8 protein-coding genes and 1 pseudogene are annotated in these 12,938 nt (G+C 53.7%); 3 read left to right on the forward strand and 6 right to left on the reverse strand.

All coding sequences use genetic code 11. The features are described from left to right. Positions 1-182 precede the first annotated feature (182 nt). Positions 183-1,013: a hypothetical protein gene (locus VJ162_RS18125; RefSeq protein WP_324666215.1), complete on the forward strand. Its 831-nt coding sequence runs from the start codon at positions 183-185 to the stop codon at positions 1,011-1,013. A 758-nt stretch (positions 1,014-1,771) separates the two neighbouring features. Here VJ162_RS18125 and VJ162_RS18130 read toward each other — a convergent pair. Both VJ162_RS18130 and VJ162_RS18135 read right to left on the reverse strand, forming a co-directional pair. Beyond that, positions 1,772-2,671 (reverse strand): DUF3267 domain-containing protein, encoded by a 900-nt coding sequence (locus tag VJ162_RS18130; protein WP_324666216.1) that lies wholly within the window; start codon positions 2,669-2,671, stop codon positions 1,772-1,774. Between the two features lie 2,703 nt (positions 2,672-5,374). Beyond that, positions 5,375-6,115: a hypothetical protein gene (locus tag VJ162_RS18135; protein WP_324666217.1), complete on the reverse strand. Its 741-nt coding sequence runs from the start codon at positions 6,113-6,115 to the stop codon at positions 5,375-5,377. Positions 6,116-6,322: 207 nt separating this feature from the next. On the opposite strand from VJ162_RS18135, the pseudogene VJ162_RS18565 reads away from it, so the two are divergent. Then, a pseudogene (locus tag VJ162_RS18565) lies at positions 6,323-6,544 on the forward strand (ATP-binding cassette domain-containing protein); the annotation flags it as partial. Between the two features lie 261 nt (positions 6,545-6,805). Here the strand turns inward: VJ162_RS18565 and VJ162_RS18145 are convergent. The 3 genes from VJ162_RS18145 to VJ162_RS18155 all read right to left on the reverse strand — a co-directional run bounded on the left by VJ162_RS18145 (position 6,806) and on the right by VJ162_RS18155 (position 11,453). Then, positions 6,806-7,093 carry a hypothetical protein gene (locus VJ162_RS18145; RefSeq protein WP_324666221.1) on the reverse strand — a complete coding sequence of 96 codons (288 nt, stop codon included), beginning with the start codon at positions 7,091-7,093 and terminating at the stop codon, positions 6,806-6,808. A 172-nt stretch (positions 7,094-7,265) separates the two neighbouring features. Continuing rightward, positions 7,266-9,743 (reverse strand): efflux RND transporter permease subunit, encoded by a 2,478-nt coding sequence (locus tag VJ162_RS18150; RefSeq protein WP_324666223.1) that lies wholly within the window; start codon positions 9,741-9,743, stop codon positions 7,266-7,268. Between the two features lie 15 nt (positions 9,744-9,758). Beyond that, positions 9,759-11,453, reverse strand: a complete 1,695-nt coding sequence (locus tag VJ162_RS18155; protein ID WP_324666225.1) for a COG1361 S-layer family protein — start codon at positions 11,451-11,453, stop codon at positions 9,759-9,761. 287 nt (positions 11,454-11,740) lie between these two features. Here VJ162_RS18155 and VJ162_RS18160 point away from each other — a divergent pair, with 287 nt between their 5' ends. After that, positions 11,741-12,337, forward strand: a complete 597-nt coding sequence (locus tag VJ162_RS18160; protein ID WP_324666226.1) for a TetR/AcrR family transcriptional regulator — start codon at positions 11,741-11,743, stop codon at positions 12,335-12,337. Positions 12,338-12,674: 337 nt separating this feature from the next. Here VJ162_RS18160 and VJ162_RS18165 read toward each other — a convergent pair. Beyond that, the coding region (locus VJ162_RS18165) for a transposase (RefSeq protein ID WP_324666227.1) at positions 12,675-12,938 on the reverse strand (264 nt) is incomplete at its 5' end.

Genomic DNA, 12,938 nt, shown 5'->3' on the forward strand with positions numbered 1-12,938 from the left:
TCGTTCTGTGTGCCGGTCCCACCCATTCTTGATTAGAATAGGCGATAGGGAACCACTTGGCGGCGTCGGTTTTCGCTGTCAGAACGATGGGTAAAAAGCCCGAAACCGTCGATAGTTCATATCGAAAACTTCCCGCTCGACAAGCAACGTCGCTTAATACTGAGAGTACAGAAGCACGAAATATGCCTGTGGACAGCACTCTCGTGGGCACCGTCCTGTTCGGGGTCCTCACTCTGGGTGTCTACGGAGTTCTGCCCGGAGTAGCCGGTGGGGTCATCGCGACCGCAATAGGGGTGGCCGCGACGACTAGTGGTCTTAAGGGTATACGCGACGGGTGGAGATTATCGACCATCGACGCAGTGCCACTTCGTGAGGCTGTCGCGGCCGATGGATTGGTTCGGATCCAGGGGACCGTTCGCTCGCCTCGTTCGGGCGACACCCTCGTATCACCGATTCGGGGAGAAGAGTGCGTAGCATACGAGTATAACATTACCCGTCAGGTGCAGGGGACCGGGGATCCATCTATTGATGCAGGCATCAGATGCAGTCCATTCATCGTCGCTGATGAGACGAGAGAGATATACGTCGACCCTACGGACGAGAGTCTCTCACTGGACCACGAGATAGACACAGTCACAGGTGCTGACCTGCTGGAACGGGTAGACGAAGCAAGACTCGATCTGGAGCCGTCGGCGCACACGGACTCCGGCTTGTTCAATAGTCCAATCGAGCTGGTGGAGGGCACACTCGGTGTCGGCGAAAGGGTACACGTCGTCGGGGAAGCACACACAGCGCCGGAACGAGGGGCCGCAGGTGCAGATGTAGTCATGACACCGGAGGAGGGACATCTGATAGTGGCAAACGATGAGCCAGAAAGTGCCGCGTTGAGAACGGGTGCTCGAGGACTCTTCCTGCTGGTTCTCGGCATAGCGTTCAGTGGTATCGGCTTAGTCACTCTCGCGGCCAATCTCGGGAGTATTGTTGAGATATTACAGGTTGTTGGTAGTGTTTGAGTTGTGGTATTCTCGACCCTTATGCTGGGTGCAAAGAACGCGTGTCAGTCACGCCGACTGACGCGTAATCTCGTGCGCGAGGGTCACAGGGTCGGTGATGGGGTTGTGAAAGAACGCTCACTTGCCCACGATTCAGTGCCAGTCAATGCGTGGCAGGCAACCCCGTCGCTACTACTCGGACTCACAATGACTTGTTCGCGTTCCCAAGCAGAAAACCGGGTTTGAGCCGCGGCCGGACAACGACTTTGAGCGCATCGAGGCCGATGAATTGGGTGTGCGTGCGACCGAAGCAATCAACGAGATAGATTCCATTTGAATCGGTGGAGAACGCAATTGATGGCCGGCCGATGGTGCCAAGCTGATTGAACTCACCTGTATGCTGTGATAATCACGACTATTGGCACGACTGTATACGACCATTTCTTCTGTAATATAGTTTCAGACGAACCATCGTGGGGTTGAAGCCGGGATTAGGTGCCCTCCCCCACCCACCCAGGCTGTCGCTCCCTCCTTGAGCCGGCTGGTTGACCCACACCAATCGGCTCAGCCGCAGCTATCGCGGGTATGCACATAGTTATCCACTGTTTACCAGTTAGTATCAGCCGACTCACAACGCAACGAGTAACACGCTTAACTAAACACGACCGCGAGTGCTATGCAAAAATAGAAAAGCGACATGCGACGGCCGTCCGGCTCACTGAACACGCGTTTATTTATTGTAGAGCGCATGATTTTTACATATGCATTCAATCTATGAGTCATTTCTTACTGACTGCGGGTTTTGCACGCCGATAGCTTCGAACGAACGCGTACACCAGTCCGACGACAGCGCCGATGCCGAGTACGGCGGGGCCGACGACCATCGAAATCTCGGTTGGGGTTGATGACAACGAGAACAGGAACGTGACCGTGTCTGGTGTGCCGATTGTTAGGGAGTCAACGCCAAGGGCGTCGAGGGCCAGCGGACCACCCGCTGCGAGGAGGATGAACACGCCTATGGCCGTGACGGCGGCACCAGAGAGAGCGTCCCAGACGACACCAGTCACGGAGATTCCGTGTGGCCGGTCGCTTTCATGGCCGAGGATGCGGACGCCGTTGGGATGATCCTCAAGGCGAACATCCGCAGGGAAACTGAGTAGCGTCATCGTCATCCAGAGGTCCGCGATCGCGCCAGCGGCGTTGGCTGCCAGCGGAACGATGAGCCACCCCCACTCGAAGACCAGCATCAGCGGAACACCGACGGCAGTCATCACGACCAGTGGTGTCAACAACAGGACAATGAACTGGTTGCGCGTGAACTCGTGGTCAGTCGTGGCGTATGCGTACGGCAGAATAAAGTGTGCGATGCCCACGCCATACTTCGCCTCGCCACCATAGTACCGGATAACGAGGCCGTGCAGCCACTCGTGCGGAACGAGAACGACCGTCCCGAGCACCAGTATGACGAGGACATCCAGCGCGTTGGTCCACCAGGCGACGCCGGGCGCGAACTGGAAAGACGCCGGCTGGCCAGTAACAATCTGGTAGAGGCCGCCAAATACGGTTGCGGCGACGACCAGCCCGAGGGTGCTAAGCGCGGTCATTTGGATGGTGAGCCCGCGCGTCAGTTCGAGGTCCGCAAGCACCACTTCCGGGTCACTGGTACCGGCTGAAGCCATAGTCGTAGATGACCCATCTATCTGTTAATTATATGGGGTCAGGGAGTATCTCGTCACGAGAAAACGTGGTCGGTAGAAGAGTAGCATAAAAAGTATAGGATACTGGAAAAATAATCTATTTGGATGAGTCCCCCTCCAAACCCTCCAGAATCGTATCCGTCCAGGAGCCCTGCTATTTATGTTGCTACTGGTCGGCGCAGCCACCTATTTTGAGTTCGTCTATGCCGGGCCACCAACACGCTATTCCGTTGTACTCTGGATAATCGTCGTTCCGATGTTACTCGCAGCGACGGTGAACGGTGTTCGAAGCTACCCACTTTATCAGCCACTCATGTATAGCGGTTTTATCGCAATTGGTACACTACAGTATCTTGACGGTGAGTGGTACCTTCTTGCTGGTCTGTTTGTCATCTGTGGGATCGGTGGATTGGTCGCCGAATTTCGTAACAAAAACAGCTCTACACATTCAGGATGAGGCCTTCAAAACGCACATGCAACTTCGTAAGCGACTCTCGTTGACGGACCAGTCAGTTCAGAGGGAGAACTTCTCAGATCGATAGGAGTAATAATCGTAGGTGTCTGATTCTGAGTTCCCATCCTCATAGGCTGACCCCCGATACGTTGCGGCAATTGTTAGCGTCATCGCCACTGGCGTACTCTATTTTCACAGTGATCTTACACAATCTGGTCTAACCATAGAGGAAATCACTCTGGTCATATTCGCTATCCTTCTCCCAACATCAATCGCATACGAAATCGCTCGTCGGTTGTGAACTAATACAGCAATCCACATCCATGAGTCAGCTGGAATCTGTTGGTGTCGTTCTGATTGGAATTGGGAGCCTTTGCGGCGCAGTAGCGACAACTCAGTCGTTCTCCGTAGTGGTGCTTCCATCTGTTTTCATCATTGCCATCGGAATTGCTGTGACCTTCGTCGGAAGGTACAGATAAAATAGCCAGTCAGTCAACTACTCAGAGCCATCAGCGTCTTTCAGTAACCGGAGTAGCAGACCGAGAGTCAGCGTCATCACAGCGAAGATTGTGAGTAGTATAATCAGAGTCCCCAGCCCAACCATACGTGATATCGAGTGGTCGGTCGTAAGAAAATACCGCCCTGACAGCCTTCTGCTCAGTATAGGAGACCCACTCATCAGAAGATATTTTGATTTCTGAGGTGGAAGATCGGGACAATGCCCTCCACCAGTGACATACCGCAATGGCGTGAGTTGATGATGCTTATTTTGCTGAGTTTTCTCTTTGCATCACTTCAGTGGAATACGCTACAGGGCCTCATTTCCAACGGGCCAACGGCATTCAATACGCTCGTGGATGTTTCATTGTTCGTCCTCTTGAGTATCTCCGTCATAGGAGCAATCTACGAAACCCCACAGATGAGAGCAAATTGAGTCCTTCGCAGACCCACTGAGTAGCTGGCTCGTCCCACCAGTTCCGATATCAACTCTATGAGAACTATCTATTGGACCCGTCTGTGTATTCGAATTTTGCTCAGCCTCTCCCGCTAACTCACGGTGGCAGGTCTCTCCAAGAAAAACTGGTCGTGATTATCGCCGCATTCTCAACCTTCCTAGTGGTCAGTACACAGTAGCTATCCTGCACTGTTATCAACCAAATCGTCGGGTCACTGAATTTATAGACTTCAACGAACACCGTTCTCGCACGTAGTCTATGTCAAGTACGTCATCCGGTCGGTCTCCTGATTCACGGTGGTGGTACGGAGTCGCGTTCTTTATTGGAGTATTGGGGTTAACGTGGACTTCGTACGGTATCCTTCAGATAGTTAGCGAACCGCAAGCCGGGTCGCCCCCGAGTCTAATGCCATCTAATCCAGAGCTGAGTTTGGTATTTCTGTTCTCTACCCTCACAGTGGGAGCCACAGTATTGGTCGGCAGTCTACTGGCCCCCATATACTCACTATGCCTCTATCTCGATGTCAGAACACTCCGAAAGAACGACAGCAACTGGGTACCCAGTCGAATTCTGTGGGGGGCAGTTGGCATACTGCACTTGGGTTCGTTCCTATTTTCGACTGTACAGTTAGTTACGATTCCAGCGGGAGTAGTATACCTGTACAGGCGTTACAAGACGGTTGGAGTGGCATAAACCAATTGTGTCCATTTAGATAGAACGGTCAATGGGTACGGTTACTGAGCGGCTGTTTCATACCAAATCAGCTGGTGAAAACCCGCCTCGCTGTGGTGAGTAACTGCGGTCAGCACTGGGAAGTAGTCTATCGGCGCTTCAGTAGCACAGAGATGAGCATAAGCGCCGCAAAGACGATTGCGAAGCCCATCACTCCGACTCCAAAAACGTAGTACGGGTTCGTAAAATCGGGACTGCTGAGGAACAGAAAGAGGCTAAAACTCGAACCCATCAAGACAATCACCGCAGACTGAATACTCGGATTATACCAGTCTTCAAGCGAATCCCGAACAGTCCCATACATATCAGGACAATAACTTCTATACCGTATAGCGTTTGTGGTCGGTGAAAATCCAATAACTTCGCAGCCCCACTTACCGGATGTCCCACTCCAAACAAAACCGGGAAATCATGGCTCTCAGCAGGAAATTGTCGGAACAAGCCACGTAGATACGCGCTCGCGTACGCTGCTTAATACCTATCACAGGCGTAGTTATCCAAGAGCTAGTACTAAAAACGAGTTTTTGACCCGCTTCGGGTTGGCTACCGCTCCGAGAGGGTCTTGTCACCGCGCAGCTGGACGAACGCCTCTGCGAGGATTCCAAGCACCAACAGCGAGAACGGTAGCGTGATAACGCCGGACACAAGCGTGCTTATCGCTGGACCTGCGTACGCGCCAACGATAAATGAGATCAGTACGCCCAAAATCCCCGGAATGATGCTCAGGCCCACGAATATGACCAGAAGAAGCCCGAACACCGGGATCCAGTTGCCACGTGTCAGAGTCCAGCTGTTTCGGAGGGCGGCGATGAAATTGTCATCCTCAACAGCAATATAGAAGATCATGAACAGGAACGCCACGTAGGCGATGATTCCCGGGATAATAAGCAGGAGTGACCCGAGAAACACGAGAAGTCCGTACGCAATGCTGCCAACGATTGTGTTGACTAATACAAGGAGAATGTTCCGGGAGTAGTATTCTGACGGAATCTTGTCCGTATGCCCACCGACGAAGGTCCGTATCGAAACGATAGCTGCTACTTGCAGTAGTAGCAAGGCGACAATTGCGACAACCGCAGAGACGGCAAGCGGAATATCTACGGTCGGAAGTGGTACATCAGTCATCTCGGGATTCGCCCGGAGTAGCCATGTGACGAACGCACTGTAGAATGCCACTTGCCAGACGAGTCCGAGTACCACGTATGCGAGGGAGAGGACCACTCCGTTTCTATTCGCGACACGACTGAAGCCGCCAGTCAGGGAGGAACCGATATTCAGGGACACAGTTACGCCACTAATCGCCCAACGAATAAATAATTCGCAGAGTTGCTACTACAGAAACACACAGCAAAACATATACGAGTCGATTATCACGTGACCGCAAACGCGATTCTATTGGTTCAACTCGAGGTGTCTTGATGGCTAAACTATACTCACTCAATCGTTCCGAAACGCATAGACGAATAGTCTGATAAACGAGGTTTGTTATCAATGCCCTCTACCGGCGAAGGCCTCGCCATTCAGGTGACTGACCTCCGGAAGAGCTATGACTCAGAGGTCGCCCTCGAAAGCCTCTCGCTTGCGATCCAGCCGGGAACCGTCTATGGCTTTCTCGGCCCGAACGGCGCGGGAAAGACCACCACGATGCGGCTCCTGACCGGCCTCACACAGCCTTCCAGTGGCACAAGCCGCGTCTGTGGCATCGACCTCTCGGCTGGGACGGTCAAGCGCTACCTGTACGAACTCACCGAGGACGGCATCGTAGAGCGCATCCAAATTGACGAGTCCACGCAAGTCGCCCACCGAGCCGTATCGAGCCACAGTTTCCTACTTACGTCTTCGAGAGGCTCACCGATTAGGTCTCTGAACTCATTGTTCGCCGTATTATTGCGGTCGCAGTGTGAGTATTGTTCAAAATAGTACACTAACGTTCGATTGAGAGTGAGCCTGCCATAGCCGACGTGGAGGCCCACATTAGGTCGCTAGACGGCTCATGTGCCAAATCAAAGCCGTCTCGATTGCAATCCACACAAATATCCACAGTGTTACAAGAACGAACACTAGTATCGTCGTTGAGAGCACTCCGAATCCCTGCACTGTGTTGAGTAACATTGGACCGAACAGCATAACCGTTCCAGCGACAGTCACCAGTCCTACCGAGGCAGATACATAATGTTCAACTCTTGATACGCTTTCCTTCTGCTCTCTCTTTGACCCGCCTTTTCCGGAGAATGGAGGCGGCCTATACTCCTTACGTGCCATATCATAAACTATGATGTACTAATACAAAAACATTGTCAGTAGTTGCCACACATCAAGCTTTCAGGGCAGGGTTCGTTTACATGGTCCGCCCTGATAATGCGATACACACAGTGGCAGTTCGAACAGCACCAACAGGGGAAGAGACAGCAAACCCTGATTTGTTGTGCACCAGCTATGGTGTAAGGACTCTTGCGTCGAAATATTCTCCGCCTTCCTTCCACAGCACGATGGCTGTTGGGAGCACCAGAATGGACGCGACGAACGAATAGAGGACGCTAAGAGCGATTAGAAGCCCGAACTGTCCCAATATCGGTATCACCGCCAAGACCAGAACACCGGTCCCAGAGGTGGTTGTCAGCATGCTCCCAGCCAGAGCGCCACCCGTGCCGCTGACACTCACGTTGAGGGCCTCTTGGAGACTGGTATCCCCACGGTACTCCTCAGAGAATCGATGGACGATGTGAGCAGAGTAGTCGATACCCAGTCCAATCCCGATCGACAGCGTCGTCCCAGTCAGGACGTTGAAAGGAATATCGAGATACCGCATTGTGGCCGCCAATGCCGCTATCGTCAGGAGTATGGGTATCAGGTTTGCAAGACCGAGGCCTGGTCTCCCTTCGAGTAGCCAATACACGAAGAAGAGGAACAGAGCAGACGCAATGATAGCAAGGGCCAAGCTGATGTATGCGGACTGGGCGATGATATCCGAGACAGCTTTCATTACCACGACACCACCGGTTGCGGTAGCCGACATTCGGAACTCCGAGGCAAGTGCTCTGGTATCTTCTGTTACCGCTGCTTGGCTCGCATCGGCTTCAACCGAGTATATGATCCGGGTCTTCGAGTAGTCATCAGTCAGATACGATCTGGCCTGGTCGCCATAGGGCGATGCGAACAGTTCGTTGTAGATCAGTTCGAGGTTCTGGTCAGGAACACCGTTGTTATTCAGATCGTTTTGAGCGACGAGCCGACGGAATTCCGGGGAGGTACTCTCATACTGGTTGATGACGCCGAGGATACTGTTTGCATCTGCCTGTTGTCCGTTGGTGACAAACGAATCCGGTGGATTCTGATTCCGACGGTAGATCGACTCCAGTGCTGACCCATCGCGCATTTTGCCTTCAATATAGATAGTAACGGTATCGCTCTCGCCACTCTCAAAGGTTTCTTCGAGATAATTCAGCTTTTCTGTGACTGTATAGCTGTCCGGGGCAATCGACTCCGGCAGTACCTCGACGTAGTCGGGGCTCTCTTCGGGTGGAAGGAAGTCCTCCGTCGTGAATCGGGTGTCGATACCCGTGCCGTAGGCACCCATCGCAGCTGTCGAGACCAGCACAAGTGCGAAGAATACGTATGGCCCGCGTCGTGCGATGGTCACGCCGACGGTCAGCACTCGACTCGCCGAGGACCCCTCGGAGCCGATAGGTGTGATGCTAAACGTTGGTAGGCCATACTTTTCACGCTGCCTGTCGACGAAATGTTTGAGTGCAGGAAGGAAGATACCGAATATCAGGAACGTAAAGATGATGCCGATTCCCGCAACGAGCCCCAAATCCTGAATCGGCCCGAGATCGCTGACGAGGTTTGCAGCAAACCCGAGGACAGTCGTTCCAGTCACGATGAAGAACGCCGGGAGCAGTTGATCCGTGGCAGCACGCATCGAAGGAGTCGGTGCAACGCCCTCGACACGTTCTTCACGGTACCGGTTCACCGCGTGGATCCCGAAGTCGATCCCGATAGCAAGCAGCAGTGGAGGGACAGTAATCAGCATCTGCGTGAACGGGATTCTAGCCCAGCCCATAAACCCGAAGGTCCACACGATTGTCATAGCGAGAGAAATCAGACCGATTCCCAAATCGAACGGGTCTCGATAGGCGATAATCAAGAAAAAGAGGATAAGCACGACAGCGGCGGGGATAACGAGCGTCAATGAATCAGTGATGACGTTAGCCAGTTCCGCAGAGATGAGTCCACTACCGAAAACGGTGATATCACTATCACTGGCACTCACAATGAACTTAGTTTCTTGCTGGAGAGGAGTCAGTGGAGATGTCCCCTGGGTACCCGCACCGCTCTCCACACCAGATACCTGATGTGTTACCGTCGTTAGTGTCGCAGACGCGGAGGGATCCTGGCTGTTCAGATCTTTGCTCAGCAACCCGGCACTTGACGGTTGCTGGTCGAGTGCCTGGCGAGCGGCCTGTTCCACCTCTGGTTGCGTCGCCCGTTCGATAGCCTGAATCTGTTTCGGCGTTGAATCGGCCTGCGGGTCAAGCGTCTGGGCGACAATCTGAGCGAAACTACTGGTCCCCACAACGTCTTGCGAGTCGTGCTGTTCGAGGCGATGCTGTGTTTCGAGCATCGCCAGTAGAGACTGTTTGGAGAGGACGTTCTGATCGCGTTGAATCAGTGTCGTCCTCCCGGTTCCCTCACCGAACGAGTCGCGTTCGAAATTGCTGTTGACATCATCGGCCGCCTCCTGTGCAGGCACTCCCTCAGTGAACTGTGAGGTACCCGAATCAGTCGCTGTCATGCCGAATCCACCGGCGAGAATTAGCGTCGCGACTAGAAAGACACCGATGACAGTTTTGTCTCGGTGAACAATCCAGTCGTCCACTACGTCGATGTACCGTTGATAGTCAAATTTCATTATAGATACCTCGCGTTACCGACGTCGATACCAAACGAGAGCACTGACAAATCCGCCGAGCGTGAGCACACCGATGAGTCCCACTGGTACGCCGCCGTCGCCGCTGGAGCCAGTAACATCGATAGCGACGTTGTAGGTATCCGAAATAACAGTATCACCGTCAGGTTCAGTGTATTCGAAGTCGAAGGAGAGTGGATAGGATTTCTCCAAGGCACTCCCGTCACTGCTGAGGCTGAACGTGAGTGTCTCTGACTCCCCCGGACCAAGTGCAGGGATGAACGCCTCATCGTCGTCGGCACTGATGGGAGAATCGGCGAACAATTGCGCAGAGATGTCGGTCAGGGCCACGTCACGTGTATTGGTAACTGTGATTTGGATCGTGTCGGACTGCCCGACACCGATGGACGTGTTGGCTGCGTCGAGTTCGAACTCGGCCGAATCCGGTATGATTCCCGCCCGAATTTCGAGTGTATCGCTCCGCTGGCGCTCACCCTCGGAACCCCGGAAACTCGCAGTGAAGTCGAGCTGGTTCCTGCCTGGTTGGGCGGCATCTGTGGCGTCAACGTTGAAACTGACCTGCTTCGAGCTACCAGCAGCGAGGTCGCCGATTGAGACCTGTGTTTCCTGTGGTGACAGGTTGCTCTGGTCACTTTCCCAAGTCATGACTACGTTGTCGGCGTCACGGGGGCCGTTGTTGGTCACCGTTGCTTCAAGAACGCCGTCGCTACCGACTTGGAGGCTACTCACGATGTTGGACATCGAGAAGGTCTGTTCGGGGTCGGGCGTGATGCTGACAGAGGTGCCGGTAGACTCCTTACGGACGCCGTCGGGGTTATCGAAGGCGACGTTGAGCTGGAACGGATAGCTCTCGGCTTGGGCGTCCTTAGTCGCGGAGATATCGTATCGGAAGGTCCGGTCCTCGCCCGGTTCCCAAGAGTCGACCGAGCGCGTGCTCTCGGACCGCTCGCCGAAGGTCAACTCTCCGTTCTGACTTCCCAGCGTGACCTCGCTGTTGTTCGCAGTCGTCTGCCCGGTGTTTGCAACGGTGACGGCGACGGTCCCGCTTGTCCCGACCTGGGCGTCGGAATCGACGTTCGTCACGTCGAAGCTGGCATCGTCGCTGACGGTGACGGTAACGTAGCGTGTCGGTGATGCGCTCCCCGTAGACCGTGCACCCCCTCGCTCTGAAATGAGATTATAATAGTCGTACTCTAGTTCGATGGGGACACGGTAGGTGCCCGGATCGGCGTCCTCATCGACGCTGATGTCGAAGCTGGCCGTAGTCGGCGTTCCGGTCGAAAGACTCCCGGGCGACCGTGCGCCGGTACTGACGGAAATCGGTGCGTTTCCATCGCGGACCTCGACGGTCAGCCCGCGGGCCGTCGTCACTTCACTGTTCAGCGCCGGATTCTGTGTAGAGCCGATATCGAGGTCGCCGCTGTTGACGAGTACGACATCCAGCGTCGTCTCCTCGCCAGCGATGACGGTGTCGTCTTGGAGCGAGGCACTGATATCCGGACTCCCCCTGACGGTCGCGGCGGCTGTTCCAGCCGTAGTGACTGACATGACGACGAGACAGAGAACGCACACCGCACCTCTACGCGACATCCGCAAGCCTCCGGGACGAGGTAAACCAGTCTGGACAGTGCAATGAACGGAACTCGGTAAGTAATCTGACCATCTGCTGTTGTTGAATGAGTATTCAATCAATATATGACTTCTGTATCATCACTCTGGATTTCAACTCCCTCAATTCATCCTTTATTCGCTTTTTCGGGCACAAAGAGTGCCAAATACTGAATCGACAAAGCTAAGTTGATTGGTTGTTTAATCAATATTGCTGGCGAGCCCACGCCAGTACGACAAACGAAGGGAGGTAGCAGACTCTCTCCGGTCACTTTCCTGCAAGCCTACCTCCCCTCGAACGCACCATGAGCGACACCACGACAGCAACAAAAACAGAATGCAAATATGCACAAAAGCCATCACAAGCAGTAATGATCGACGAATCGACGTTTTTCGGGGATATCTCCGGCACCCGAGAAGAGATTCTCGAAGCCACGTACTATGCGTTGTGTGAATATGGCTACGCGGAACTAACAGTTGGGAAAATCGGGGATTATTTTGATAAAAGTCAGTCGCTAATCTACCATCATTACGACGATAAGGATGGCCTGCTCTTGGACTTGCTTGAGTATATGCTCGAACAGCTGGAACGTCAAGTCCCGTTCCCGGAGGAACCTCCTGAGGACTATATTGATGCCGTCGTGGATCAAATCTTCGACGAAACAAGGAGCTTAGACGAGACGTTCACACAGGCAGTTATCGAGCTTCGCGCACAGACTGCACACAACGATGAATATTACGAGCTGTTTCGCCGGAGCGACGACTTCATTCGCAAACAACTAACCCAGATTATCCGCGCCGGCGTCGAGAAAGGCGTCTTCGATGTCGACAAACCAAAAGAGTCGGCAGCGCTGTTTCAAACGGTCCTTATCGGTATCCAGACTGAGCGTCTAACCGCCGATGCAAAGACTATCGCAGAGTCCAAAGCAGAGTTCCGCCGATACGTCGATACGTGTCTACGTTCCTGAGATAGTGCGGATAACCGTTCTCCGATATCGTGCAATAAGTAGTGTAGGCTCAGTATCAGCAACACTATCTTCGATATGCTACTGGAAGGCCAACAAATGGTCAACCCGGCTCGTGCCGGCTTTGACGTAGCCGCCGTGAAAGCAGAACGCCTCTTACCACCTCAAGGACAGCAAGAGTCACGACGGTGACGGGGTTGAGCATCATCTCGCGGCCACCAAGCGACATATCGGGCGGAAGGCCATACACACCTTCTGTGAGTTCCATGGATTATCTGAGCGCCCAGTCATTTTGATCCGGAAAAATGGGCCGTGGTGAATCGCCAGACGTAGCTTGATTTCACGGGTTCAGAGTCTCCTTGATGTTGTGAACGACACACATCAAAACGAGCTCACGAAATTCACCGTACCAAGTTCGCGCACGCACGGCGTCGCCGAGCGTGCGCTTGATCGTGGAGAAGACGGTCTCACACATCGCTCGTTGACGGTATTGAGGCCCATCGATCCGCGCGTTGTGCGCGTGATCGATGGGCCGGTACTCACGATGTTTGATTAGCGGTCTTACGCCCTCTTCGCGGAGTTTCTCGCGTAAATCCATCCAATC

The sequence above is a fragment of the Haloarcula sediminis genome (genome assembly GCF_035656455.1).
Lineage (GTDB): Archaea > Halobacteriota > Halobacteria > Halobacteriales > Haloarculaceae > Haloarcula > Haloarcula sediminis.

Excerpts from the sequence above, each read along its gene's own strand:
- VJ162_RS18125 (WP_324666215.1), top strand. The coding sequence starts at position 183 with ATGCCTGTGGACAGCACTCTCGTGGGCACCGTCCTGTTCGGGGTCCTC.
- VJ162_RS18150 (WP_324666223.1), bottom strand. The coding sequence starts at position 9,743 with ATGAAATTTGACTATCAACGGTACATCGACGTAGTGGACGACTGGATT.
- VJ162_RS18145 (WP_324666221.1), bottom strand. The coding sequence starts at position 7,093 with ATGGCACGTAAGGAGTATAGGCCGCCTCCATTCTCCGGAAAAGGCGGG.
- VJ162_RS18130 (WP_324666216.1), bottom strand. The coding sequence starts at position 2,671 with ATGGCTTCAGCCGGTACCAGTGACCCGGAAGTGGTGCTTGCGGACCTC.
- VJ162_RS18160 (WP_324666226.1), top strand. The coding sequence starts at position 11,741 with ATGATCGACGAATCGACGTTTTTCGGGGATATCTCCGGCACCCGAGAA.